Source organism: Streptomyces sp. NPDC052016 (assembly GCF_044548445.1).
Lineage (GTDB): Bacteria > Actinomycetota > Actinomycetes > Streptomycetales > Streptomycetaceae > Streptomyces.
This window is the reverse complement of the sequence record NZ_JBIUBX010000005.1, coordinates 1-25,442: the sequence shown is the minus strand read 5'-3', so window position 1 is coordinate 25,442 and position 25,442 is coordinate 1. Positions and strand designations below refer to the sequence as shown.

The 25,442-nt window shown below is 72.6% G+C and carries 22 protein-coding genes and 1 pseudogene; 8 read left to right on the top strand and 15 right to left on the bottom strand.

Annotation, left to right across the window (positions count from 1 at the left end; genetic code table 11):
- Nucleotides 1-16: 16 nt before the first annotated feature.
- The gene (locus tag ACIHAR_RS08200) at nt 17-616 is read right to left on the bottom strand and encodes a hypothetical protein (protein ID WP_400017930.1); all 600 of its coding nucleotides are present in this window, start codon (nt 614-616) and stop codon (nt 17-19) included.
- 23 nt (nt 617-639) lie between these two features.
- The gene (locus tag ACIHAR_RS08195) at nt 640-1,260 is read right to left on the bottom strand and encodes a TetR/AcrR family transcriptional regulator (RefSeq protein WP_365457112.1); all 621 of its coding nucleotides are present in this window, start codon (nt 1,258-1,260) and stop codon (nt 640-642) included.
- Nucleotides 1,261-1,367: 107 nt separating this feature from the next.
- On the opposite strand from ACIHAR_RS08195, the gene ACIHAR_RS08190 reads away from it, so the two are divergent.
- Nucleotides 1,368-2,903: a cytochrome P450 gene (locus ACIHAR_RS08190; RefSeq protein ID WP_400017928.1), complete on the top strand. Its 1,536-nt coding sequence runs from the start codon at nt 1,368-1,370 to the stop codon at nt 2,901-2,903.
- Here ACIHAR_RS08190 and ACIHAR_RS08185 read toward each other — a convergent pair.
- From ACIHAR_RS08185 to ACIHAR_RS08135, 11 genes are all read right to left on the bottom strand, one after another.
- The gene (locus ACIHAR_RS08185) at nt 2,865-3,695 is read right to left on the bottom strand and encodes a pentapeptide repeat-containing protein (RefSeq protein ID WP_400017926.1); all 831 of its coding nucleotides are present in this window, start codon (nt 3,693-3,695) and stop codon (nt 2,865-2,867) included. The genes ACIHAR_RS08190 and ACIHAR_RS08185 overlap by 39 nt on opposite strands.
- A 152-nt stretch (nt 3,696-3,847) precedes the next feature.
- Nucleotides 3,848-4,741 carry an RNA polymerase sigma factor SigJ gene (gene sigJ / locus ACIHAR_RS08180; RefSeq protein ID WP_365457103.1) on the bottom strand — a complete coding sequence of 298 codons (894 nt, stop codon included), beginning with the start codon at nt 4,739-4,741 and terminating at the stop codon, nt 3,848-3,850.
- A gap of 7 nt (nt 4,742-4,748) precedes the next feature.
- Nucleotides 4,749-5,492 carry a PIG-L deacetylase family protein gene (locus ACIHAR_RS08175; protein ID WP_365457100.1) on the bottom strand — a complete coding sequence of 248 codons (744 nt, stop codon included), beginning with the start codon at nt 5,490-5,492 and terminating at the stop codon, nt 4,749-4,751.
- A 76-nt stretch (nt 5,493-5,568) separates the two neighbouring features.
- The gene (locus ACIHAR_RS08170) at nt 5,569-6,870 is read right to left on the bottom strand and encodes an alpha/beta fold hydrolase (protein ID WP_400017922.1); all 1,302 of its coding nucleotides are present in this window, start codon (nt 6,868-6,870) and stop codon (nt 5,569-5,571) included.
- 103 nt (nt 6,871-6,973) lie between these two features.
- Complete coding sequence (locus tag ACIHAR_RS08165) at nt 6,974-7,993, bottom strand: LacI family DNA-binding transcriptional regulator (RefSeq protein WP_365457094.1); 1,020 nt, start codon at nt 7,991-7,993, stop codon at nt 6,974-6,976.
- A 79-nt stretch (nt 7,994-8,072) separates the two neighbouring features.
- Nucleotides 8,073-9,497, bottom strand: coding sequence for a BNR repeat-containing protein (locus tag ACIHAR_RS08160; protein ID WP_365457091.1), 1,425 nt, complete (start codon nt 9,495-9,497; stop codon nt 8,073-8,075).
- Between the two features lie 70 nt (nt 9,498-9,567).
- Nucleotides 9,568-9,888, bottom strand: coding sequence for an L-rhamnose mutarotase (locus ACIHAR_RS08155; protein WP_067280349.1), 321 nt, complete (start codon nt 9,886-9,888; stop codon nt 9,568-9,570).
- 17 nt (nt 9,889-9,905) lie between these two features.
- Entirely contained in the window at nt 9,906-10,988 is a 1,083-nt protein-coding gene (rhaS, locus tag ACIHAR_RS08150) for a rhamnose ABC transporter substrate-binding protein (protein WP_388746930.1), read from the bottom strand.
- 30 nt (nt 10,989-11,018) lie between these two features.
- On the bottom strand, nt 11,019-12,020 hold the full coding sequence (locus ACIHAR_RS08145) for an ABC transporter permease (protein ID WP_400017919.1): 1,002 nt from the start codon (nt 12,018-12,020) through the stop codon (nt 11,019-11,021).
- Nucleotides 12,013-13,053, bottom strand: a complete 1,041-nt coding sequence (locus ACIHAR_RS08140; protein ID WP_365457082.1) for an ABC transporter permease — start codon at nt 13,051-13,053, stop codon at nt 12,013-12,015. Before ACIHAR_RS08140 ends, ACIHAR_RS08145 begins: the two co-directional genes overlap by 8 nt.
- Entirely contained in the window at nt 13,050-14,567 is a 1,518-nt protein-coding gene (locus tag ACIHAR_RS08135; RefSeq protein WP_400017916.1) for a sugar ABC transporter ATP-binding protein, read from the bottom strand. Before ACIHAR_RS08135 ends, ACIHAR_RS08140 begins: the two co-directional genes overlap by 4 nt.
- A gap of 307 nt (nt 14,568-14,874) precedes the next feature.
- Between ACIHAR_RS08135 and rhaI the strand changes: the two genes are divergently transcribed.
- The 6 genes from rhaI to ACIHAR_RS08105 all read left to right on the top strand — a co-directional run bounded on the left by rhaI (nt 14,875) and on the right by ACIHAR_RS08105 (nt 22,617).
- Nucleotides 14,875-16,035 (top strand): L-rhamnose isomerase, encoded by a 1,161-nt coding sequence (gene rhaI / locus ACIHAR_RS08130; RefSeq protein ID WP_384648886.1) that lies wholly within the window; start codon nt 14,875-14,877, stop codon nt 16,033-16,035.
- A gap of 119 nt (nt 16,036-16,154) precedes the next feature.
- Nucleotides 16,155-18,194 (top strand): bifunctional aldolase/short-chain dehydrogenase, encoded by a 2,040-nt coding sequence (locus tag ACIHAR_RS08125; RefSeq protein WP_400017913.1) that lies wholly within the window; start codon nt 16,155-16,157, stop codon nt 18,192-18,194.
- Between the two features lie 5 nt (nt 18,195-18,199).
- The gene (locus ACIHAR_RS08120; RefSeq protein WP_400018218.1) at nt 18,200-19,651 is read left to right on the top strand and encodes a rhamnulokinase family protein; all 1,452 of its coding nucleotides are present in this window, start codon (nt 18,200-18,202) and stop codon (nt 19,649-19,651) included.
- Nucleotides 19,652-19,748: 97 nt separating this feature from the next.
- Complete coding sequence (locus tag ACIHAR_RS08115) at nt 19,749-20,504, top strand: (Fe-S)-binding protein (protein ID WP_365457067.1); 756 nt, start codon at nt 19,749-19,751, stop codon at nt 20,502-20,504.
- Nucleotides 20,501-21,979, top strand: a complete 1,479-nt coding sequence (locus tag ACIHAR_RS08110; RefSeq protein WP_400017910.1) for a LutB/LldF family L-lactate oxidation iron-sulfur protein — start codon at nt 20,501-20,503, stop codon at nt 21,977-21,979. Before ACIHAR_RS08115 ends, ACIHAR_RS08110 begins: the two co-directional genes overlap by 4 nt.
- Nucleotides 21,976-22,617, top strand: a complete 642-nt coding sequence (locus ACIHAR_RS08105; protein WP_365457061.1) for an LUD domain-containing protein — start codon at nt 21,976-21,978, stop codon at nt 22,615-22,617. The genes ACIHAR_RS08110 and ACIHAR_RS08105 overlap by 4 nt, the downstream gene beginning before the upstream one ends.
- A gap of 22 nt (nt 22,618-22,639) precedes the next feature.
- Here the strand turns inward: ACIHAR_RS08105 and ACIHAR_RS08100 are convergent, their stop codons facing one another.
- Both ACIHAR_RS08100 and ACIHAR_RS08095 read right to left on the bottom strand, forming a co-directional pair.
- Nucleotides 22,640-24,178, bottom strand: coding sequence for an FAD-dependent oxidoreductase (locus ACIHAR_RS08100; RefSeq protein WP_400017908.1), 1,539 nt, complete (start codon nt 24,176-24,178; stop codon nt 22,640-22,642).
- 56 nt (nt 24,179-24,234) lie between these two features.
- On the bottom strand, nt 24,235-24,654 hold the full coding sequence (locus ACIHAR_RS08095; protein ID WP_365457055.1) for a CBS domain-containing protein: 420 nt from the start codon (nt 24,652-24,654) through the stop codon (nt 24,235-24,237).
- A gap of 119 nt (nt 24,655-24,773) precedes the next feature.
- Here ACIHAR_RS08095 and ACIHAR_RS08090 point away from each other — a divergent pair.
- A pseudogene (locus tag ACIHAR_RS08090) lies at nt 24,774-25,306 on the top strand (NmrA family transcriptional regulator); the annotation flags it as partial.
- Between the last annotated feature and the right edge of the window lie 136 nt (nt 25,307-25,442).

Here is a 25,442-nt window from a genome sequence, read left to right as displayed (position 1 = left end):
GTCGAAGGGACCGTCGTCACCGAAGCGGACGGCGAGCAGCAGCGGCTGCTCGCGCCTCGGCGCGCCCGGCTCCGCCCCGGCGGCGTCGTTCCAGAGGTGGAACCACACCACCGGTTCGGCCGGATCCGGCCCGAAAGCAGCCCAGCGTCTTGCCGAAGTAGGGACTGGCGCCGCCCAGGAGTACGGACGGCTCGCCGAACTCCTCGACCACGTCCGGCCAGGTACGGTCCTCCTCCGCCCAGGCCCGCACCCCCTCCCGCAGGGACACGTAGGCGTCCGCCGCCATGACACGGTCCGGTACGAGCCGGCCGCGCCGGCGGGCGAACTCCGCGTACACCGACGCCTCGTCGTGGTCCTGGACACGGCGGCCCGGCGACATGTCCCGGAAGACGCCGTGCACTCCGGTGCTCCTGCGGGCGCGGTCGAGCCACTCCTTCCCCTGCGCCCGCCACGCTTCGGTGCCGTGCTCGACGAACGAGAGGTGCTCGAAGGCGGGCCAGAGGGCCGGCACCCCGCCGTACATGCCCACCCGCCGCAGCAAGAGATTCACCTGCGCGGCGAGGAAGCCGTGGATCTCTTCGGACGTGGCAAGGGAGCCAGGGGGAGCGGGAGCCATGCGCCATTCTCCCCCGCCGCCGGTCACCCCTCGGGCGGGACCACTCCCAGCAACGCACGAGCGCACAGCTCACGCACCCGCTCGCGCGACAGCGACTCGTCCGAGCCGCGCAGCCACTCCAGGCACACCGCCGTGACGAACGCCAGCCAGCCGCGCACCGCCAGCCGTACGTCGGCGCGCTCCTGGGAGAGGGGGCCGAACTCGGGATCGGCGGCGAGGGCCGCGAGGATCTGGCGTTCCTGGGCCGCCAGCGCCCGCTGGTAGACGCGGCGCACGGCCTGGTCGCCCGCCGCGTCGGCGCGGTGGAAGGCACGGTAGCCGTGGGCGTGGGCGCGGACGTACTCCAGGTAGACGTCCAGGCCGGCGGTGAGCTGCTCGCGGACGGGGACGCCGGGCACCGCCGCCGTCATGCGCAGCATCCGCTCGCTCTCCCGCTCGACGACCGCAGCGAAGAAGTCCCGTTTGGTCGGGAAGTAGTGGTAGAGCAACCCCCGGGAGACGCCGGCGATCTCGGCGACCTGCTCGATCCACACCTCGTCGTACGGGTTCTCCGAGAACAGGCGCGCGCCGACCGACAGGAGCTGCTCCCTGCGCTCCTCGGTGCTGAGGCGGCGCCGCGTGCGCTCCCCCTGGTTCGCGGCCATGACCGCACCTTACTTGACGCCGGTTCAACAGCGGCAGCAGACTGGCGGCGCTGTTGAACCCACGTACAACAGGCTCGACGTGCCGACGGCTCGGAGGGGATCGCGTCATGACGAGGACCACGGGAGGGGCAGCGGCGGGGGCGGCGACCGGGGACGGTCTGCCGAAGGGTTTCCGCAGCGCCGAACAGGGGTGGCCCGAGCTGCACCGCATCCCGCATCCGCCGTACCGGCTCCCGCTGCTCGGAGACGTCCTGGGGGCGAGCCGCACGTCACCCCTCCAGGACTCCCTGCGGCACGCCCGCCGGCTCGGGCCGATCTACCGGCGCCGGGCGTTCGGCCGGGAGTTCGTGTTCGTGTGGGGTGCGCGGCTCGCCGCCGACCTGGCGGACGAGACGCGGTTCGCCAAGCACGTGGGGCTCGGCGTGGCCAATCTGCGGCCGGTCGCCGGGGACGGGCTGTTCACGGCGTACAACCACGAGCCCAACTGGCAGTTGGCGCACGACGTGCTGGCGCCGGGGTTCAGCCGGGAGGCGATGGAGGCCTACCACCCGATGATGCTGGACGTGGCGGAGCGGCTCACCGGTCACTGGGACCGCGCGGCGGCCGCGGGTCGGGACGTGGACGTGCCCGGCGACATGACCAAGCTGACCCTGGAGACCATCGCGCGCACCGGCTTCGGGCACGACTTCGGCTCCTTCGAACGCGCCCGGCCGCATCCCTTCGTCACCGCGATGGTGGGCACCCTCACCTACGCCCAGCGGCTGAACACCGTGCCCTCACCGGGCTGGCTGCGGCGCGCCGCGCGACGCAACGACGCCGACATGGCCTTCCTCGACCGCACGGTCGACGACTTGGTGCGGGCCCGCCGCACCGGCGGCGGCGGGCAGGGCGACCTGCTGGACCGGATGCTCGACACCGCCCACCCGGAGACGGGCGAGCGGCTCTCGGCGGAGAACGTGCGCCGTCAGGTCATCACCTTCCTGGTCGCCGGCCACGAGACCACCTCGGGCGCGCTCTCCTTCGCCCTGCACTACCTCTCCCGGCACCCCGACGTCGCCGCCCGCGCCCGCGCCGAGGTCGACCGGGTGTGGGGGGACGTCGCGGTGCCCGGCTACGACCAGGTGGCGAAGCTGCGTCACGTCCGCCGGGTGCTGGACGAGTCGTTGCGGTTGTGGCCGACGGCGCCGGCGTTCGCGCGGGAGGCCCGCGAGGACACCGTGCTGGCCGGCGAGCACCCGATGCGGCGGGGCGCGTGGGCGCTGGTGCTGACGCCGATGCTGCACCGCGACCCCGAGGTGTGGGGCGCCGACGCCGAACGGTTCGACCCGGACCGTTTCGAGGCGGGCGCGGTCCGCGCGCGGGTGCCGCACACCTTCAAACCGTTCGGCACGGGGGCGCGGGCGTGCATCGGCCGGCAGTTCGCGCTGCACGAGGCCACCCTCGTGCTGGGTCTGCTGCTGCGCCGCTACACGCTGGCCCCCGACCCGGACTACCGGCTGCGGGTGACCGAACGGCTCACGCTGATGCCGGCGGGGCTGCGGCTGCGCCCGGAGCGGCGCACGGCCCCACCGGCGCCGGGCGCGCCGGCCGGGGACGAGGACGCGTCAGCGCCCCGCCGTCCAGTGCGCGGGACGGACGGCTGACGCCGGCAGCCGGGTGCCGGCGCTCCCCCGCGCCGCGTTGACCTGCGGCTGGGTCAGGAAGAGCGCGCCGGTCAAGTCGGCGTCCGTGAGGTCGGTGTCCCGCAGGTCGGCCCCGATCAGGTCCGACCCGCGCAGATCGGCTCCGGTGAGGTCGGCGGCTATCAGGTAGGCCCCCCGCAGGTTCGCCCCGCGCAGGTCGGCGCCCCTGAGGCGGGCGCCCATGAGGTCGGCGTTGCGGCGGTCCTTCCTGCGCCCGGGTGTCCCCGCGCGGGCCAGCTCGCTGGTCCTCAGGAGCAGGACGTTGACGTCCTGGCGGTGCGCCGGCAGGTCCAGGGCGGTGAGCTCCTCGGGGGTCTGCCGGGTCAGCCGCTCCGTCGTGTCCAGCGCGCGCCGCAGCTCGGGGTGGAGGGGGCGGGCCGCGGGCAGGGCGAGCGCCTCGGTGAGGTACCACAGCAGCTCGTGGAGCTGCCGTACGACGGGGAACACCTCGACCACGCGGCGGGCGTGCTCCCGGTCGGCGGTGCGCCAGTCCCGGCCGCCGAAGGTGACCTGCGAGACCTTCTGCCCGGCGCCGAAACAGTCGTAGACCGTGCAGCCGGTGAAGCCCTCCTGCCGCAGCCGGGCGTGGATGCCGCAGCGGTGGTCCTCCCCCAGGTTGGGGCACGGCCTGCCCGCGTCCTTGTCGATCGCGAAGTCCGCGGAGCGGGCGAACGGCAGGGCCACGCAGCACAGCCCGAAGCAGTTCCCGCAGTCGCCGCGCAGGTCGCTCCGGTCCACCATCTGTTCTCGCATTCGGCCCACCCTACTGACCTGCGCTGCCGACGACCCTACTGACCTGCGGTGCCGACGCGGGCACCACGGCCGGACGGCCCCGTGCCGCCCCGGGTGAACCCGCCCGCCACCCGGCCGTCCCCGCCGTCACCGGCCGTCCCCGCCGTCCCGGCTCAGGCGGGCACCTCCAGTCCGGCCAGGCGCTCCGGGTCGGCGAGGATGTACAGGGCGACGATCCTGCCGTCGGCGACCGTGACGCCCATGACCGACCGCAGCCGCCCGTCGGCCGCGTTGACGACGCCGATCTCGCCGTTGACCAGCACCACACGGCCGTACGGAGCCATCCGGCGGAAGAGCAGAGCCTGTTGGGCCACCGCCGGCGCGCCGCGCACCAGCTTGGACGCGGACACGCCCCGCACCAGCGCCCCGGCGTCGGCACGCAGCACGACGTCCGGGTCGAGCGCGGCGAGCAGCGCCTCGAAGTCGCCCGTGCGGCAGGCGGCGAGGAACGCGTCGACGACCTCCCGCTGGCGGGTGAGGTCGGGCTCCGCCGAGGGTGTGGCGCCGTGGACCCGGCGGCGGGCACGGCTGGCGAGCTGCCGGGTGGCGGCCGGACTGCGTTCCACGATCCGGGCGATGTCGTCGAACGGCACGGCGAACAGGTCGTGCAGCACGAACGCGAGCCGTTCGGCGGGTTCCAGGGTCTCCAGGACGACGAGCAGGGCCAGTCCCACCGAGTCGGCCTGGAGCACCTCCTGCTCCGGGTCGAGGTGCGACAGAGGGCGGATGACGGGGTCCGGCACGAAGGCGTCCCGGCCGTCGTCCATGGACAGCTCCCGGCGGGCCGTGCGCGAGCGCAGCATGTCCAGGCAGACCCGGCCGACGACGGTGGTCAGCCAGCCGGCGAGGTTGGTGACGTCACGGGTGTCGGCGCGGCTGAGCTTCAGCCACGTCTCCTGGACGGCGTCGTCCGCCTCGGCGAGGGAGCCGAGCATCCGGTAGGCGACGGCCTTGAGGTGCGGGCGGTGCTCCTCGAAGCGGTCGGCCAGCATGTCCGCGTCGTTCACCGGTCTCCTATCGGTTGAACAGCTCGAACGCCACGGCCGGCCGTCCGCCGAACCGCTGGGCCACGGACGTCGCGACCTCGGTCAGGAAGCTGCGTGCGTAGGCCTCCGGCTCCTGGTCGGTCAACGCCTCGAGGTAGGTGCGGTGTTCCAGCAGGGAGGCCACGGCCCGCTCCATCCCGGCGGTCGCGTCCACGGCGTGGGTGGGGGTCGCGGATCCGGCGACGGCGACCCAGCGGACGCCGTTCCACGGCTCGAGGCCCTCCTCGGCGAGTTCGGGGAAGATCCAGCGGTTGCCGGCGTCGGAGGCCGCGTCGAGGGTGGCGCGGCCGACGGCGACGTGGTCGGGCGTGTTCCAGACGACTCCGCCCCAGGTGTCGCGGTGGTTCAGGGTGATCACCAGCTCCGGTCGGTGCCGGCGGATGGCGGCGGCGATGTCCCGGCGCAGGGCGGGCCCGTACTCGATCACGCCGTCCCGGTGGTCGAGGAACTCGACCGTGGAGACGCCGACGACGGCCGCGCTCGCCCGCTGCTCACGTTCGCGCAGCGGGCCGCACTCGGCGGGCGGGAGCGTGTCGATGCCGGCCTCGCCGCGGGTCGCCAGCACATAGGCGACCTCGCGGCCGGCGTCGGTCCAGGCGGCGATCGCCGCGGAGCACCCGTACTCGAGGTCGTCGGGGTGCGCCACGACGGCGAGGGCACGGGTCCACTCCTCGGGCAGGGGCTGGAGTTGAGGGGGCGTCGGCTCGGTCATGCCCGCAGCCTAACCGCGGCCCGCGGCCCCGCCGCCGCGACGTCGGGCCGGGCGTCCGCGGGCGCCGGGGGCGGTGTCAGGCCTCGTCGCGCGTCAGGGCCAGCAGACGGTCGAGGACGCGGGGGCCACCGGCCCGGACGCCGTCGTGTTCGAACTCGTCGGTGACCCAGGTGCGCAGGCCCCGGACGGCACGCGCGGTGCGCAGCGAGTGGGCGGTGTCGACGTACAGGTCGTCGTGGTAGATCGCCGCCGCGACCGGCACCTCGTTGGCGGCGAGGCGGGCGGTGTCGTACAGCGGGGTCCAGTCGGTGCGGGCGGCGAGGAGCTCGGCGGTCTCGCGCAGCGGCCGCAGCGCGGGGTCGCAGTCGAACAGCCAGGGGTGGATCGTCTCTCCGGTGAGCAGCAGGGGCCCGTCGCCGGCGAGCGTCTTCGCCGCGTCGAACTGCGGGAACTCCGCGCGCACCCGCTCGGCCGACCAGGCGGTGGGGCGGGCGTCCTGGCCGTAGATCGCCTCGTGGAGGAGGGCGTAGAGGGGGTGGCCCGCGTAGGAGAGCAGGCCCTGGATCTCCTCCTGGAAGGCGTCCGACAGGGCGGGGCCGTGCGGGGTGGGGACGAAGGCCTCCTCGAGGAGGTGGTGCAGCCGGTGGCTGCCCTCGCCGCCGCCGAGGAGGATACCGAGCGACTGGAAGGCCTCGACGGTCAGGCGGTAGCCGTTGGGCAGGGTCACCTCGTGCGCCAGCAGGTGGTCGGCGATACGGCGGACCCGCTCGACGTCCCGCGGGTAGCGGGCGTAGTGCGCGGCGGCCTTGCGCTCCATGCGCGGGTAGGCGGCGCGGTAGACGTCGTCGGCGTGGGCGTCCAGGGAGGGCAGACCGCCGGTGATCACGGCGGCCGCGAGGCCCTCGGGGGCGAGGGAGAGGTAGGTGACCGTGCAGAAGCCGCCGAAGCTCTGGCCGAGGACGGTCCAGGGGGCGCCGCCGGTGACCTCGCGCCGGATCAGCTCGCAGTCGCGGACGATGGAGTCGGCGCGGAAGCGGGCGAGGTAGTCGGCCTGCTCGGCGGGGCCTCCGCGCAGCGGGAGCGTCTGCCGGTTGGCGGGTGTGGAGTGGCCGGTGCCGCGCTGGTCGAGGAGGAGGACGCGGTACTCCTTCAGGGCGCGCCCGAGCCAGGCCGGCTTGCCGACGAACCGGTTGGCGCCGAAACCGGGGCCGCCCTGGAGGTACAGCAGCCACGGCAGGTCCTGCCCCGCCTTGTCGCTCGCGACGACCTCGCGGGCGTACAGCTCGATCGTCTCCCCGCCCGGGTCGGCGTGGTCGAGGGGCACGGTGAAGTGGCGGTCGGTGAGGACGACGCCGTGCTGACGGTAGGTGAGGGACAACAGAGGCTCCCGGGACGAGCGGGTGTGTGGACCGCGCCCAGTTCAGCACATGTCCGGGCCCGGGCCGGCCCCGGGGATCACGAACCCACTACTGAACGGGGGCTCAGCGCGCCGACAGGCTGGAGCGCCGCACCACCAGTTCCGGCTGGAGCACCACCCGCCGGTGTTCGTGCCTGCCGCCGTCCTCCTCCGTCTCCTCGAGCAGCATCTCGGCGGCCAGGGCGCCCATGGTGACGGCGGGCTGACGGACCGAGGTGAGCGGGACGGCCGCGGCGGCCGCGAACTCGATGTCGTCGTAGCCGACGATCGCGAGGTCGTCGGGGACGGTTATCCCGGCGGCGTACATCGCCTGCAGGACGCCGAGGGCGAGCAGGTCGTTGGCGCAGAACACGGCGGTCGGGCGGTCGGCGAGGCCGAGCAGGCGCGCGCCGGCGTCCCGGCCGGCGGCGACGTCGAGCCGTTCGGTGGGCAGCTCGCGCAGGTGCTCGGGGCCGAGGCCCGCCTCCGCGAGGGCGTTGAGGGCGCCGGTGCGGCGGTCGCGGACCTGGTTGAAGCCGGGCGGGCCGCTGACGTAGGCGATGGAGCGGTGTCCGGCGTCGATGAGGTGGCGTACGGCGAGGGCGCCGCCGGCCACGTCGTCGACGGAGACAGAGCACTCGGTGGTGCCCTCGGAGACCCGGTCGACCAGCACGAAGGGGATGCCGTGGCGGCGGAAGGAGTCGATGTTGCGGCCGGTGGCGTCGGCCGGGGTGAGCAGGACGCCCCGCACCCGCTGCTCGGCGAAGAGCGCCAGGTACTCGGCCTCCTCGCCGACGCTCTCGGCGCTGTTGCAGACCATCACGCCGAGCCCGGCCCGGCGGGCGGCCCGCTCGGCGCCGCGGGCGACGTCCACGAAGAAGGGGTTGCCCATGTCGAGGACGAGCAGCCCCATGATCCGGCTGCGGCCGGCGCGGAGTTGGCGCGCGGACTCGCTGCGGACGTAGCCGAGCCGGTCGATCGCGGACAGCACGCGGGCCCGGGTCTCCGTGGCGACGGTGTCCGGGCGGTTGATGACGTTCGACACCGTGCCGACGGAGACACCGGCGGCACGGGCGACGTCCTTGATACCCACCGACTGAGCCATCAGGCGGGGACCTCCAGGGGAACGAGGGGCGGCGGGCGAGGCCTTCACATTACCGTCATCCCGCCGCACACCAGACCGGTCAGGCGGGGAGCCCGAAGTCGACGACGTGGAGTGCCGAGGGGGTCGTCCCGCTCGACTTCTCCTGGTACATGAAGGACAGGACGTTGTCCTGCGCGACGCGTGTCTCGTCGACGACGACCTCGCCGAAGGCGTTGAGGCCGCCGCCGTCGAACAGGAGCCTCCAGTCGGTGTGTCCGGAGGCCGCGGAGGCTCCGGCGATCCGGCCGAAGGGGAAGATCGCGTAGGCGTTGTCGTACTTGTCCAGGACCAGCTTGGTGCGCTGGCTGGAGTTCAGCGGGACCGGGATCTCGGTCTTCTGCCAGGCGCCGGAGGCGTTCTTGCGGACGTGGAAGGCACGGCCGTTCCTCGTCCGGTCGGCGACGTAGTTCGTCGTGCACTGGCCGAAGCGGCCGGGGACGTAGGAGATGATCGCGTGCGGCCGGCCCGCGGAGTCGGTGAACTGGCTCTCCTGGTTCATCAGGGAGTGGTCCGGGTTCAGCGGGTCCACGACCAGACCGGCGTCGTTCACGGACACCTTGTCGGAGCCGCCGGTCACGCCGACGACGGTGCCCGCGTTGTTGCGCCAGGTGCGGCCCCGGTCGTCGGAGTAGACGTAGCCGGTGTCGTGGTTGGTGATGCCGCCGCTGCTGCACATCACTGCGCCGTTCTGCTCGCGCCAGGTGAAGAAGGAGTGCAGCCGGCCGTTGCGGTCGTAGTCGATGCCGTGCAGGTACATGTTGCGGGCCGTGCTGGAGCCGTGCTCGCTGGTGTAGGTGCCGGTGGAGCCGCTCCACTCGCCGAGAGCGGTCCAGGAGGTGCCGTCGTACTCGGCGAGCGCGTTGCGGCCGTTGCCGGAGACGGCGACGCGGTAGCTGAGCTGGAGCCTGCCGTCGGGGGTGGAGACGAACTGCGGGTAGGTGAACTGCGAGGTGAGGGCGAGTCCGTCGAGCGTCGACTGCGGTGTGCCGAAGCGGCTCGCGGTCCAGCTCAGGCCCGCCGGGTTGTCCATGAGCCCGGCGACCGACTTGACGTAGGTGAAGCCGTCGCTGTGGGAGTCCATGTTCAGGTGGAGGCGGCCGTCGATCTTGGAGACGCCCATGGAGATGACGTTGTGGGAGTCGTTGTAGCGCAGGGTGTGGCCGACCCTGACGGTGGACCAGGTGGTGCCGCCGAGGACCCGGCGGCCGACGACGGCGTTGCGGTCGGCGGTGTACCAGACGGCGTACTGGTAGCCCTTGTAGGTCAGCAGGCCGTTCTTCTGGAACGCGTTGTTGTTGACCAGGCCGTCGTAGGACACGAAGAAGATGGCCTGGCTGTCGAGGGTGGTGGTGCCGGTCCGGGTGACGGACGGGCCGGGGTCGGCGGCGCGGGCGGTGCCGGAGGCGAGGGCGGGGCTGACCACGGCACCGGCGAGCGCGGCGCCCAGCAACGTTCGTCTTTTCATCTCGGGACTCCATCGTCGGGCGAGGTGAGGGAGGGGGACGGGGTGGGGCACGCAGGTGTGACACGGGGGATCAGGCGAGGTGGAACACCTCGGTGAGCGGTTTCATGGCCTCGTCGGGCCGGGCGCCGTCCAGCGACTCGAAGAACGGCGCCATCTCCGCCTGCCAGCGGGCGTTGACGTCGGTGGCTTCCATGCCGGCCTGGGCGGCCGCGAAGTCCTCGGTCTCCAGGTAGCCGACCAGCAGGCCGTCCTCGCGCAGGAAGAGCGAGTAGTTGTGCCAGCCGGTGGCCGAGAGGGCTTCGAGCATCTCCGGCCACACGGCGGCGTGCCGCTCGCGGTACTCGTCGAGGCGGTCGGCCCGGACCTTCAGCAGGAAGCACACGCGCTGCATCAACATCCCCCCAGGGATCAGAAGTTGAACTGGTCGATGTTCTTGGCGTCGAACACGGTCGGCTTGCCGAGGCTGATCACGCCGTCCTTGCCGATGGTGTAGGTGGTGCCGCCGGCCTTGAAGGTCTCGCCCTCCTTGCCGGTGATCTGGCCGGAGACCAGGGCGACGGCGGTCTGCGCGGCCAGCGCGCCGAGCTTCGCCGGGTCCCACAGCTCGAAGGCGTCGACGGTGCCGTTCTTGACGTACTTGCGCATGTCGTTGGGGGTGCCGAGGCCGGTCAGCTTGACCTTGCCCTTGTACTTGGAGCCCGACAGGTACTGGGCGGCGGCCTTGATGCCGACGGTGGTCGGGGAGATGATCCCCTTCAGGTTCGGGTACTCCTGGAGCAGGCCCTGGGTCTGCTGGAAGGACTGCTGGGCGTCGTCGTTGCCGTACGCGACCTTGACGAGCTTGATGTCCTTGTACTTGGGGTCCTTCAGCTCTTCCTTCATGAAGTCGATCCAGATGTTCTGGTTCGTCGCGGTCTGCGCGGCGGACAGGATCGCGATCTCGCCCTTGTAGCCGATCTGCTCGGCGAGCAGCTGCACCTCGGTGCGGCCGAGGTCCTCGGCGGAGGCCTGCGAGATGAAGGCGTTGCGGCACTCGGGGTTGGTGTCGGAGTCGTAGGTGACGACCTTGATGTCGTTGCTCATGGCCTGCTTGAGCGCGGTGCACAGGGCGCCCGGGTCCTGCGCGGAGACGGCCATCGCGTCGACCTGCTGCTGGGTGAGGGTGTTGACGTAGCTCACCTGGCCGGAGGTGTCGGTGGCGCTGGACGGGCCGACCTCCTTGTAGCTGGAGCCCAGCTCCTTCAGGGCCGCCTCGCCGCCCTTGTCGGCGGTGGTGAAGTACGGGTTGTTGACCTGCTTGGGCAGGAAGCCGACGGTCAGGCCCTTCTTGGTGGCCGCGTTCGGGTCGGCCTTGGCGCCGGAGGCGGCCGCGCCCGTGCTCTCGTTCTTCACGTCCTCCTTGGTGGTGCCGCCGCAGGCGGTGGCGGCGAGGGCGAGGGAGGTGACGGCCGCGAGGGCCGCGCAGGCACGGCGGAGGGATGACTTGCGCATGACGGGTCCTTTACGAGGGTGAGCGGGGTTTCAGGCCGTCGGGGTCGAGGCGGCGGCTCTACGGCCCGCCCTCGCGACGGAGATCTGGCGTGCGACCCGGGGGCCGAGCACGGAGACGACGAGCAGGACGCCGGTGACGACGATCTGCGACTGGGCGGAGACGTCCTGGAGGCTCATCACGTTCTGCAGCGCGCCGAGGAGGAAGACTCCCGCGATCGCACCGCCGAGCGTGCCCTTGCCGCCGTCGAAGTCGATGCCGCCGAGCAGCACCGCGGCGATGACGGAGAGTTCGAGCCCGGTGGCGTTGTCGTAGCGGGCGCTGGCGTAGTGCAGTGCCCAGAAGACGCCGGTGAGGGAGGCCATCAGTCCGGTCAGGGTGAACAGGAGCAGCTTCTGCCGCTTGACGCGGATGCCGGCGAAGCGCGCGGCCTCCTCGCTGGCGCCGATCGCGAACAGCGACCGGCCGAACGGGGTGGCGTGCAGGGCGACCACGGCGATGGCGAGCAGGACGAGGAAGGGCAGGAAGGCCTGCGGGACGAAGGTGTCGCCGACGCGTCCGGCCGCGAAGTCCAGGTACTGGCTCGGGAAGTCGGTCACCGCGTCGGAGCCGAGCACGATCTGCGCGATGCCCCGGTAGGCGGCGAGGGTGCCGATGGTGACGGCGAGGGACGGCAGTCCGAGCCGGGTCACCAGCAGGCCGTTGATCAGACCGCACACGACGCCCAGCAGCAGGCAGATCGGGATGATCGCCTCGATGGTCAGTCCCTGGTTCCACAGGGCGCCCATCACGGCGCCGGACAGGCCGGCCGTGGAGGCGACCGACAGGTCGATCTCCCCGGAGACCACCAGCAGGGTCATGGGCAGCGCGATCAGCGCGATCGGCAGGGTGTTGCCGATCAGGAAGGACAGGTTCAGCGCGTTGCCGAAGCCGTCGACGAAGGTGAAGGAGAACAGCAGCAGGACGATCAAAAGGACGCCGACGACCGTGTCCCAGCGGACCGCGCGGCTCGCGAAGGATCCGGACTCAGGCATGGCGGGCGTTCCTCTTCTTCAGGGCCGACGCCACCCGCAGCGCGACCACGCGGTCCACGGCGATGGCGAGGAGGAGCAGGATGCCGTTGATGGCGAGCACCCAGACGGAGCTGACACCGAGGGCGGGCAGCACACTGTTGATGGAGGTCAGCAGCAGCGCGCCGAGCGCGGCGCCGTAGACGCTGCCGGAGCCGCCGGTGAAGACCACGCCGCCGACGACGACCGCGCTGACGACGGTGAGTTCGTAGCCGTTGCCGGTGCCGGAGTCGACGTTGCCGAAGCGGGCGAGGTACATCGCCCCCGCGAGGCCCGCGAGGGCGCCGCAGAAGGTGTAGGCGACGAGGATCCGCTTGCGGACGGGGATGCCGGCGAGGCGGGCGGCCTCCGGGTTGGAGCCGAGCGCGTACAGCTCGCGGCCGCTGCCGAAGTGCTTGAGGTAGTAGGCGGTGGCGATCAGCACGGCGAGGGCGATCAGGGCCAGGTACGGCACGGCGGAGATGCCGCCGGAGCCGAAGTCGACGAACCCGCCGGGCAGGTCGGCCGCGGTGATCTGCCGGGAGCCGACCCAGATGGAGTCGATGCCGCGGACGATGTACATCGTGCCGAGGGTCACGACGAGGGCCGGGACCTGGCCGAGGCTGACCAGCAGTCCGTTGAGCAGTCCGACGCCGATGCCGAGCAGCACCGCGAGGGCGATCGCGACGACCGGGTTGCCGCCGCCCTGGAGGTAGACGCCCGCGGCGAAGGCGGTGATGCCGAGCGTGGAGCCGACGGACAGGTCGACGTTCCTCGTGATCACCACCAGGGACTGGCCGGTGGCGACCAGGACCAGGATGGTCGCGTTCAGCAGCAGGTCCTTGATGCCCTGCTCGGAGAGGAACTCGCTGTTGCCGGCCTGGGTGACGGCGATCATCACCAGGAAGACGACCAGGATGGCGAGTTCGCGCATCTTGAAGACGCGGTCGACCAGCCGGGTGCCGCTGGACTTGGGCACCTCGGCGGCGGGGGCTTGGTTCGGGGTGATCACCGTCATGCGGCGGCCCTCCCGGTGGCGGCGGCCATCACGGTTTCCTCGGTGGCGTCGGAACGGGGGATCTCGGCGGTCAGCCGGCCCTCGTGCATCACGAGCACGCGGTCGGCCATGCCGAGGACCTCGGGCAGGTCGGAGGAGATCATCAGGACGGCGACGCCGTCGGCGGCCAGCTGCGACAGCAGTCGGTGCACCTCGGCCTTGGTGCCGACGTCGATGCCCCGGGTCGGCTCGTCGACGATGAGCACCTTGGGGCCGGTGGCCAGCCACTTGGCGAGGACGACCTTCTGCTGGTTGCCGCCGGACAGGGTGTTCACGGTGTCGGCGATCCGGGCGTACTTCACCTGGAGCTTGACCGCCCAGTCGAGGGAGCGGCTGCGTTCGGCGCCGCGGTCCATCAGGCCGGCCCTGACGGTCGTACGGAGTCCGGTGAGGCCGATGTTGCGCTCGATGGACATGTCCATCACCAGGCCCTGGGCGCGGCGGTCCTCGGGGACGAGGGCGAGCCCGGCGGCCATGGCGGTGGAGGGGGCGCCGTTGACGAGCCTGCGTCCGTCGACCTCGACCTCGCCGGCGTCCCAGCGGTCGATGCCGAAGACCGCTCGGGCGACCTCGGTGCGCCCGGCGCCGACGAGTCCGGCCAGGCCGACGATCTCACCGCGGCGGACCTCGAAGGAGACGTCGGTGAAGACGCCCTCCCGGGTCAGCCGGCGGACGCTGAGGGCGACCTCGCCGGGGGTGACGTCCTGCTTGGGGTAGAGCTCGTCGAGGTCGCGGCCGACCATCCGGCGGACCAGGTCGTCCTCGGTCATCCCGGCCAGCGGTTCGCTGGCGATCCAGGCGCCGTCGCGCAGGGTCGTCACCCGCTGGCAGATCTCGAAGATCTCCTCCAGCCGGTGCGAGATGAACAGCACCGCCGCGCCCTGCTCGCGCAGGGTGCGCACGACGCCGAAGAGGCGGGCGACCTCGCTGCCGGTGAGGGCGGCGGTCGGCTCGTCCATGATGAGGACCCGGGCGTCGAAGGAGAGGGCCTTGGCGATCTCCACGATCTGCTGGTCGGCGATGGACAGGCCGCGCGCCGGGCGGTCGGGGTCGAGGTCGACGCCGAGGCGCTGCATCAGCGCGGCGGTGGCGTGGCGGGTGGCCTTGTGGTCGATGCGGCCGAGGGCGCGCCTGGGCCGGCGGCCCATGTAGATGTTCTCGGCGATCGACAGGTCGGGGAAGAGCGTGGGCTCCTGGTAGATGACGGCGATACCGGCGTCGCGTGCGTCACCGGGGCCGTGGAAGACGACGGGCTCACCGTCGAGCAGCACCTGGCCGGCGTCCGGTCGGTGCACCCCGGCGAGCGTCTTGATCAGGGTCGACTTGCCCGCACCGTTCTCACCGGCGAGGGCGTGCACCTCGCCGGGGAACAGCTCCAGGGAGACGCCCCGCAGGGCGCGTACGGCGCCGAAGGACTTGGCGACGTCCCTGAGCGCCAGCACCGGGGCCGGTCCCGTGTCGGACGGGTGGGTCATGGGTGGCTCCTCGACGACGTCTGCGGACCGGACCCACCAGGGGCCGTCACAGCGTCGTGAAAGGTTTCAACTGGATTGCCGGGACGTTAGGCACGGCGGGCATGTCACGTCAATGGGTCCGCCTCGAAAAGTTTTCGATAGGTGAAGGTCACGCACCGGTCACGGAAGGCCGACCTGGACAGAGGGCTTGACACTCCCCCGGCGGGCTCATAGCTTCCCCTTCTGAATCGTTTCATCAAGAGCTTTTCCAAAGCTCGTCCGAAGCACGTCCGGAGTCACCTCCGGACCGATGTCACAGGAGCCCGAAGTGACCGACCTCGCCGCGGTGAAGGCCGCGCTGAAGACACAGGCCGTCGAGACGCCGTCGTGGGCGTACGGGAACTCGGGGACCCGCTTCAAGGTGTTCGCCCAGCAGGGCGTGCCGCGCACGCCGCAGGAGAAGCTGGACGACGCCGCCCAGGTGCACGCCGTCACGGGCGTGGCCCCGACCGTCGCCCTGCACATCCCGTGGGACAAGGTGGAGGACTACTCCGCACTTGCGAAACACGCCGAGGACCGGGGTGTCCGCCTGGGCGCGATCAACTCCAACACCTTCCAGGACGACGACTACAAGCTGGGCAGCATCTGCCACCCCGACGCGGCGATCCGCCGCAAGGCCGTCGACCATCTCCTGGAGTGCGTCGACATCATGGACGCCACCGGCTCGAACGACCTGAAGCTGTGGTTCGCCGACGGGACGAACTACCCCGGCCAGGACGACATCCGCGCCCGCCAGGACCGGCTCGCCGAGGGGCTGGCCGAGGTCTACGAGCGGCTCGGGGACGGGCAGCGGATGCTGCTGGAGTACAAGTTCTTCGAGCCGGCCTTCTACACGACCGACGTCCCGGACTGGGGCACGGCGTACGCGCACTGCCTGAAGCTCGGGCCGAAGGCCCAGGTCGTCGTCGACACCGGGCACCACGCGCCGGGCACCAACATCGAGTTCATCGTCGCCACGCTGCTGCGGGAGGGGAAGCTCGGCGGGTTCGACTTCAACTCGCGCTTCTACGCCGACGACGACCTGATGGTGGGCGCGGCGGACCCCTTCCAGCTGTTCCGGATCATGTACGAGGTCGTGCGCGGGGGCGGGTTCACGCCCGACGTCGCGTTCATGCTCGACCAGTGCCACAACATCGAGGCGAAGATCCCGGCGATCATCCGTTCGGTGATGAACGTCCAGGAGGCGACGGCCAAGGCGCTGCTGGTCGACCGGTCGGCGCTGTCCGCCGCGCAGGCGGCCGGCGACGTGCTGGAGGCGAACGCGGTGCTGATGGACGCGTACAACACGGACGTGCGGCCGTTGCTGCGCGAGCTGCGGGAGGAGATGGGGCTGGCCCCCGACCCCATCGCCGCGTACAAGGCCTCCGGGTGGGCCGAGAAGATCGTCGCCGAGCGGGTCGGTGGCGAGCAGGCCGGCTGGGGGGCGTGAGCGTCTGCCGGGTTCTGTTCGTTGCGGACTGCGGGCCGTTCGTGGCTGGTCGCGCAGTTCCCCGCGCCCCTTCTGGGGCGCTGCACTCGCCGTCTCTCACTACGTAAGGACTGACAGTCATGGCACCGCACGCCGAAGCCGCCGCTCTCCTCGCCCGGTCCCACCGACTCGGTGCTGACCCCCGCAACACCAACTACGCCGGCGGCAACGCGTCCGCCAAGGGCTCCGAGACCGACCCCGTCACCGGCGGCGACGTCGAGCTGATGTGGGTGAAGGGGTCCGGTGGGGACCTCGGGACGCTCACCGAGGCGGGGCTGGCCGTGCTGCGGCTGGACCGGCTGCGGGCGCTCGTCGACGTCTATCCCGGGGTCGAGCGCGAGGACGAGATGGTCGCGGCGTTCGACTACTGCCTGCACGGCAAGGGCGGGGCCGCGCCCTCGATCGACACCGCCATGCACGGGCTGGTCGACGCCGCCCACGTGGACCACCTGCACCCCGACTCGGGCATCGCGCTCGCCTGCGCCGCCGACGGGGAGAAGCTGACCGCCGAGTGCTTCGGGGACAGCGTGGTGTGGGTGCCGTGGCGGCGGCCCGGGTTCCAGCTGGGGCTGGACATCGCGGCCGTGAAGGAGGCCAACCCGCAGGCGATCGGCTGCGTCCTCGGCGGGCACGGCATCACCGCCTGGGGCGCCACCGCCGAGGAGTGCGAGCGCAACTCGCTGCACATCATCCGCACCGCCGAGGCGTTCCTGGAAGAGCGGGGCAAGGCCGAGCCCTTCGGGCCCGTCATCGAGGGGTACGAGGCGCTGCCCGAGGCCGAGCGCCGGGAGCGGGCCGCCGCGCTCGCCCCGTACGTGCGGGCCATCGCCTCCCAGGACAAGCCGCAGGTCGGGCACTTCAACGACGCGGACGTCGTGCTGGACTTCGTCTCCCGTGCCGAGCACCCGCGGCTGGCGGCCCTGGGCACCTCCTGCCCGGACCACTTCCTGCGCACCAAGGTGCGGCCGCTCGTCCTGGACCTGCCGCCGACCGCCCCGCTGGAGGAGGCGATCGACCGGCTGAAGGAGCTGCACGCCGCCTACCGCGAGGAGTACGCCGCCTACTACGAGCGGCACGCCGAGCCCGACTCCCCCGCGATGCGCGGCGCCGACCCGGCGATCGTGCTGGTCCCGGGCGTGGGCATGTTCTCCTTCGGCAAGGACAAGCAGACCGCGCGGGTGGCCGGCGAGTTCTACGTGAACGCCATCAACGTCATGCGGGGCGCCGAGGCGGTCTCGGCGTACGCGCCGATCGAGGAGTCGGAGAAGTTCCGCATCGAGTACTGGGCGCTGGAGGAGGCCAAGCTCCAGCGGATGCCGAAGCCCAAGCCGCTGGCCACCCGGGTGGCGCTGGTGACGGGCGCCGGCAGCGGAATCGGCCGGGCGATCGCGCACCGGCTGGTCGCCGAGGGCGCGTGCGTCGTCGTCGCGGACCTGAACGCGCAGAACGCCGCGGCCGTCGCCGAGGAGCTGGGCGGGCCGGACAAGGCCGTCGCCGTGACCGTCGACGTCACCTCCGAGGAGCAGATCGCCGACGCCTTCAAGGCGGCCGTGCTCGCCTTCGGCGGGGTCGACCTGGTCGTCAACAACGCCGGGATCTCCATCTCCAAGCCGCTGCTGGAGACCTCCGCCAAGGACTGGGACCTCCAGCACGACATCATGGCCCGCGGGTCGTTCCTCGTGTCGCGGGAGGCGGCCCGGGTGATGATCGCGCAGGAGCTGGGCGGCGACATCGTCTACATCGCCTCGAAGAACGCCGTCTTCGCCGGACCGAACAACATCGCGTACTCCGCGACCAAGGCCGACCAGGCCCACCAGGTGCGGCTGCTCGCCGCCGAGCTGGGTGAGCACGGCATCCGCGTCAACGGGGTCAACCCCGACGGTGTGGTGCGCGGCTCCGGCATCTTCGCCGGTGGCTGGGGCGCACAGCGGGCCGCCGTGTACGGGGTGGAGGAGGAGAAGCTGGGCGAGTTCTACGCGCAGCGGACCATCCTCAAGCGGGAGGTGCTGCCGGAGCACGTCGCCAACGCGGTGTTCGCGCTCACGGGCGGGGACCTCACCCACACCACCGGGCTGCACGTCCCCGTCGACGCCGGCGTCGCCGCCGCCTTCCTGCGGTGACGGCCGTGCGTTCGTACGCCGCCGTCGACCTCGGCGCCTCCAGCGGGCGGGTGATGGTCGGCCGGGTCACCCCGGACTCGCTGGAGCTGGCCGAGGCGCACCGCTTCCCCAACCGGCCCGTGCGGGTCCCGGAGGGGCTGCGCTGGGACGTGCTCGGGCTGTACGCGGGGGTGCTGGACGGCTTGCGGGCGGCCGGCGCCGCGGCCGGGGGCCGGCTCGACTCCGTCGGCATCGACAGCTGGGCCGTGGACTACGGCCTGCTGGACGCCGACGGGGCACTGCTCGGCAACCCGGTGCACTACCGCGACGCCCGCACGGAGGGCGTCGCGGAGAAGGTGTGGGCCACCGTGCCGGCCGCCGAGCTGTACGCGGCGACGGGCCTGCAGTACGCGCCCTTCAACACCCTCTACCAGTTGACGGCGGCGGCCTCTTCGGCCCAACTCGCCCAGGCGGCACGTCTGTTGCTCATCCCCGACCTGCTGACGTACTGGCTGACCGGCGAGCAGGGCACCGAGCTGACCAACGCCTCCACCACGCAGCTCGTCGATCCCCGGACGCGCGACTGGTCGTACGACGTCGCCGCGCGGCTGGGCATCGACCTCAGGCTGTTCCCCCCGCTGCGGCAGCCGGGCGATCCGGCCGGCCTGCTGCGGACGGAGGTACTGGAGGAGACGGGCCTGACCGGCCCGGTGCCGGTGACGGCCGTCGGCTCGCACGACACGGCCTCCGCGGTGGCCGCCGTGCCGGCGACGGGCGAGCGGTTCGCCTACATCTGCACCGGCACCTGGTCCCTGGCCGGCCTGGAGCTTCAGGCGCCCGTCCTGAGCGAGGCGAGCCGCGCCGCCAACTTCACCAACGAGCTGGGCCTGGACGGCACGGTCCGCTACCTGCGCAACATCATGGGCCTGTGGCTGCTCCAGGAGTGCGTACGGTCCTGGGGCGACCCGGATCTGGGCGGGCTGCTGCGCGAGGCGGCCGCCGCACCGGCGCTGCGCTCGGTGGTGGACGCCGGGGACGCCGCCTTCCTCGCGCCCGGCCGGATGCCCGAGCGGATCGCCGAGGCGTGCCGGGCCTCCGGGCAGCCGGTGCCCGAGTCGCCCGGCGAGATCACGCGGTGCATCCTCGACTCGCTCGCCCTGGCGCACCGCCGCGCGGTCGAGGACGCCCAGCGGCTCGCCGGTCACCCCGTCGACGTCGTGCACATCGTCGGCGGCGGCACCCGCAACGCGCTGCTGTGCCAGCTCACCGCCGACGCCTGCGGGCTGCCGGTGGTGGCCGGCCCCACCGAGGCGGCCGCCCTCGGCAACGTCCTCGTCCAGGCCCGGGCGCACGGGCTGGTCGGCGACCGGCACGCCATGCGGCGGCTGCTCGCCCGCACCCAGCCCCTGACGCGCTACGAACCGCAGGGCGGCACCGCCCGCTGGCGCGAGGCGGAGGCCCGGCTCGCCACCCGGTGACCGGAGCCCCGGCTCGCCACGGTGAGCCGGGGTCTCCCCGCCGCCCCCGTGCCGGGCTACCCTGCACTCATCCGATGATCAACCCCTAGGAGCCGCGATGCGTGTCGCACTGTTCTTGACCTGTGTCAACGACACGCTGTATCCGGAAACCGGCCGTGCCGTGGTGAAACTGCTGACCAGGCTGGGCGTCGAGGTCGACTTCCCGATGGCCCAGACCTGCTGCGGACAGGCTCACTACAACACCGGTTACCGCCATGAGGCGGAACCGCTGGCCCGGCATTTCTCCGATGTCTTCGGGAAGTACGAGGCGATCGTGACGCCCTCGGGGTCGTGCGGGGCGATGGTGCGGGAGCTGTATCCGCGGATGGGCGAGCGGGCGCGGGCCGAGGGCCGCGGGGGCGGCCTCGCGGCGACGCTGGCGCCGGTGGTGCCGAAGACGTACGAGCTGACCGAGTTCCTGGTGGACGTGCTCGGGGTGACGGACGTCGGGGCGTACTACCCGCACACGGTGACCTACCACCCGACCTGTCACGGACTGCGCGGTCTGGGACTCGGGGAGAGGCCCCGGCGGCTGCTGCGGGCGGTCAAGGGGCTGGAGCTCGTCGAATTGCCCGGCGCGGAGGAGTGCTGTGGTTTCGGCGGCACGTTCGCGCTGAAGAACTCCGACGTCTCGGCGGCGATGGGCGCGGACAAGGTGCGCAACGCGCAGTCGACGGGAGCCGAGGTGCTGTGCGCGGCCGACAACTCCTGCCTGATGCACATCGGCGGAACCATGACCCGGCTGCGCTCGGGCATGCGGCCGGTGCACATCGCGGAGATCCTGGCGAGCACGGAGGAGGAGCCGGCGGCATGAGCGGCACGTTCGTAGGGATGCCGGCGTTTCCCCGAGCCGCGCACGAGGCCGTCGGCAACGAGACGCTGCGCGGCAATCTGCGGCACGCCACGCACACCATCCGCGCCAAGCGCGCCAAGGCGGTCGCCGAGGTGTCGGACTGGGCGGAGCTGCGCGAGGCGGGCAAGCAGATCAAGGACCACACGCTCCGTCATCTGGACCGCTACCTGGTGCAGTTGGAGGAGGCGGTCACGGCGGCGGGCGGCACCGTCCACTGGGCGGCCGACGCGGAGGAGGCCAACCGGATCGTCGCCGCGCTCGTCCGGGAGACGGGCGAGTCGGAGGTCGTCAAGGTCAAGTCCATGGCCACGCAGGAGATCGGCCTCAACGAGGCGCTGGAGGCCGAGGGCATCCGGGCCTACGAGACCGATCTCGCCGAGCTGATCGTGCAGTTGGGCAAGGACCGGCCCTCGCACATCCTCGTCCCCGCGATCCACCGAAACCGCGGCGAGATCCGGGACATCTTCGCGAGCGAGATGAGCGAGTGGGGCCGCCCGGCCCCCGAGGGTCTGACCGACACCCCGGCCGAACTGGCCGAGGCGGCCCGGCTGCACCTGCGGGAGAAGTTCCTGCGCGCCAAGGTGGGCGTCTCCGGCGCCAACTTCATGGTCGCCGAGACCGGCACGCTCGTGGTCGTGGAATCGGAGGGCAACGGGCGGATGTGCCTGACCCTCCCCGAGACGCTGATCTCGGTCGTCGGCATCGAGAAGGTCGTGCCCACCTGGCGGGACCTGGAGGTCTTCCTGCAGACCCTCCCCCGCTCCTCCACGGCCGAACGCATGAACCCTTACACCTCCATGTGGACCGGCACGACCGACGGGGACGGACCGCGGACCTTCCACCTGGTCCTGCTGGACAACGGCCGCACCGACACCCTCGCCGACGAGGTCGGCCGCCAGGCCCTGCGCTGCATCCGCTGCTCGGCCTGCCTGAACGTCTGCCCGGTGTACGAGCGGGCCGGCGGCCACGCCTACGGCTCGGTGTACCCGGGCCCGATCGGCGCGATCCTCAGCCCCCAGCTCCGGGGCACCGCCAGCGAGATCGACGCCTCACTCCCGTACGCCTCCTCCCTGTGCGGCGCCTGCTACGAGGTGTGCCCGGTCGCCATCGACATCCCGGAGGTGCTGGTGCACCTGCGCGAGCGGGTCGTCGAGGGCGGGCCGGTCACCCGGGAGGGCAACCGGGTGGTGCTCAAGCCCGCCAAGGGACACGCCGCCGAACGGGCGGCGATGCGGGCGGCGCGCTGGGCGTTCGCCCGTCCCGGGATCCTGCGGACGGGACAGCGGCTGGCGTCCCGTACCCGTCGGCTGCACCCGCGGACGCTGCCGGGCCCCGGCAGGGCGTGGAGCGGTACCCGTGACCTGCCGGCGGTGCCCGCGGAGCCGTTCCGCGACTGGTGGCAACGGACCAACGGCGGCAAGGAGGCCTCGGAATGAGCAGCAGGGAACGGGTCCTGGGCCGGGTGCGGCGCGCGCTGGCCGCCGCGCCGCAGGACGACACGCCGTACGAGCGGGCGGTCCCCCGGGACTACGCGCGCGAGCACGGGGACCTCGGCACCGAGGGGACGGTGGACCTGCTGGCGGAGAACCTGGCGGACTACCGGGCGATCGTGCACCGGTGCTCGCCCGGTGACCTGGCGGCGACGATCGCCGGGATGCTGGCGGCGCGGGGCGCGCGGACCGTGCTGGTGCCGCCGGGACTGGAGCCGGAGTGGCTCGCGGCGGCCGACGTCGAACAGGTCCCGGACCGGGCCGACAGCACCCCGCACGAGCTGGACCGGATCGACAGCGTGGTCACGGCGTGCGCGGTGGCCGTCGCCGAGACGGGGACGATCGTGCTGGACGGCGGCCCCGACCAGGGCCGCCGTCGCATCACCCTCGTCCCCGACCACCACATCTGCGTCGTCCGCGTCCCCGACCAGGTCGTCTCCTCCGTCCCGCGGGCCCTCGAGCGGCTCGATCCGGCCCGGCCGTCGACGTGGATCTCCGGTCCGTCGGCGACGAGCGACATCGAACTGGACCGGGTGGAGGGGGTGCACGGCCCGCGCACGCTGGAGGTGGTGCTGGTCGGCTGAGCGGCTCCGGCCGACCACGGCGTCACAGGTCGCGGCGCTCCAGCGGCTTCTGCGCCGGGCCCTGGACGACCCGGCCGTCGACGCCGAACCGTGAACCGTGGCACGGGCACTCCCAGGCCTGCTCGGCGCGGTTGAAGGCCACCATGCAGCCCATGTGGGTACAGCGCGCCGAGAGCGCGTGGAGCTGTCCGGACTCGTCGCGGTACACCGCGCGGCGCTCTCCGGAGACGCGGACGACGGCGCCGTCCCCGGGGGCGATCTCGTCCACCGACGGGCCGCTCGCCTTCGGCAGACGGTCCCCGACGAAGTGGCGGGCCACGTCGGTCTGGTGTTTGAGGAAGGCCGCGCCCTCGCGGACGACGGAGGCGATGCGGCGGGGGTCGTACAGGTCGCTCCACGGGCAGTCACGACCGGTGATCCGCTCGGTCAGCAGACGGCCCGCCATGATGCCGGTGCTCATGCCCCAGCCGCCGAAGCCGGTGGCCACGTAGACGTTCCTGCTGCCGGGGTGCAGGGGGCCGACGAGGGGCACGGAGTCGGTGGAATCGTTGTCCTGGGTGGCCCAGCGGTGGGTGAAGGACAGGTCGCCGAAGCGGTCGGTCGCCCAGGAGGCCAGCCGTTCGAAGCGCTCCTCGACGTCCTGCCCCGTGCCGGGTGTGAAGTGCTCGCCCGTCACGATCAGCAGGCGCCGGCCGTCCGGAAGGGGTGCGGTGCGCACGGACCGCGTGTTCTGCTCCTGGGTGATGTACATGCCGTGCGGCGCCCCGGCGGCGTCGAGGGGCGCGGTCAGCACCAGTTCCCGGCGCGGGGAGAGGCGGGTGAAGAGCAGGGCGCGGTCGAAGACGGGGTAGTGGGTGGCGACGACGACGGAGTACGCGGTCACCGTCGTCGCGGAGGCCGGGGACTCCACGGTCAGCTCGCAGGGCTCGCCCTCGTGGAGGTCGGTGACACGGCTGTACTCGTGGATGGTGCCGCCGAGGCGCCGGATGCCGTCGGCGACGGCCAGCAGGTACTTGCGGGGGTGGAACTGGGCCTGTTCGGCGACCCGGACCGCGCCCGCGACGGGGAACGGCAGTTCCGTCTCGGTCACGTACTCGGCGGGCAGTCCCGCCTCCCGGGCGGCCTCCGCCTCGGCCTTCAGCTCGTCGGTGCGGGCCGGGTCCTCGGCGTAGGTGTAGGCGGCGGTGTCCTCCCACTCGCAGTCGACGCCCAGTTCCTCGGCGTTCTCCGCGGCGTGCCGGACTGCGTCCATCTGCGAGCGTGCGTACAGCCTGGCCGCCCCCGGGCCGCGGGTGCGCCGCAGGTGGTCGTAGACGAGGGTGTGCTGGGCGCTGATCTTGGCCGTGGTGTGGCCGGTGACGCCGGCCGCGATCCGGTGCGCCTCCAGCACGGCCACGGAGCGGCCTCGCCGGGCCAGCTCCCAGGCCGTGCTGAGCCCGGCGATGCCCCCGCCGACCACGGCGACGTCGACGGTGAGCGGCCCCTCCGGAGGGGGTGCCGGATCACCGGGAGGCGCCGTGTGCAGCCAGTACGACCCGTGGATGTCCGCCTGATCGTCCATGGGGGCCGGGTTCCCGGGAGCGGCCCGGTCACACGGCGGACCGGGCCGGACCGGGCCTACTGGTTGCCCTTGGCGGCACTGATGTCACCGAGCGCGGATTCCGGATCGCGTTCGATGGCGAGGTCACCGAGGGAGATGATGCCGACCGGCCGGCCCTCCTCGACCACCGGGACACGGCGGACGGCGTGCTCGCGCATCACCTGGACCACCACGTCCAGATCGTCGTCGGGGCCCACGGTGACCAGGTCGTCGCTGCAGGCGCCGGCCACCGTCGTCTCTCCCGGGTCCTGGCCCTCCGCGAGGGCGCGTACCACGAGGTCCCGGTCGCTGACGATGCCGCGCAGCCGCTCGTCGTCGGTGACCAGGACGACCCCGATGTCCTCGTCCCGCATGATGCGTGCCACGTCCGTGACCGAGGCCTGCGGTTCCACGGTCACGGGAGGAGCGGTCATGAGGTCCCGCACGTGCTGAGTCACGGCGTGTCCTCCTTCCTGCCTCGGCGGTGCCCCTCACCGCCGTTCGCGCACCGGGTACCCGTCAGGCATCGGACCAGACGGCGTCACGCCCTCCCGTCGCAGCCCTCCCGGGCCACTGCCAACCGCGGGCGGGTTGTCATGGAAGCCTGACGGGCGCGATCGAGGACGCCGTACGCGAGGCGGGCCCGGACCGGACGATCCTGCGGCCGGGCGGCTTCCACTCCAACGCCCTGGCCTGGGCCGAGCCGGTCCGCGCCCACCGCACCGTCGCGGCCCCCTTCGGCGACGTCGGCCTGCCCCCGTCGACCCGGCCGACATCGCCGAGGTCGCCGCCGCGGCCCTCCGGAAGGGCGGACACGCCGGTCGCGTCCACGAGTTGACCGGCCCCGTCCCGACGAGGCCCCGGCAGCGGGCGGAGGCCGGTGGCGGGGCGATCGGCGAGCCGGTGCGCTTCGTCGAGCAGAGGCGGGAGGAGGCGCGCGCACGGATGCCGGCGTTTCATGCCGGAGCCGGTCGTCGCGACCACCCTGTCCGTCCTCGGCGAACCGACGCCCGCCCAGCGGCGCTTCAGCCCCGACGTGGAGCGGTGTCGGGCCGCACGCCGCGCACCGTCGCGCAGTGGGCGCGCCGTCACGCGGCCGGGTTCCGCTGAACCGCCCGGCCGGGGGGGCGGCCCCCCCCCCCGGGGGGGGGGCCCGCCCCCCCCCCCGGGGCCGGGGGGGGGCAGGGAAAGGTGAAGGGGCCGGGCCGACCCCCGGGTGTTCAGGGCGGCGCGCCGGTTAACCCCC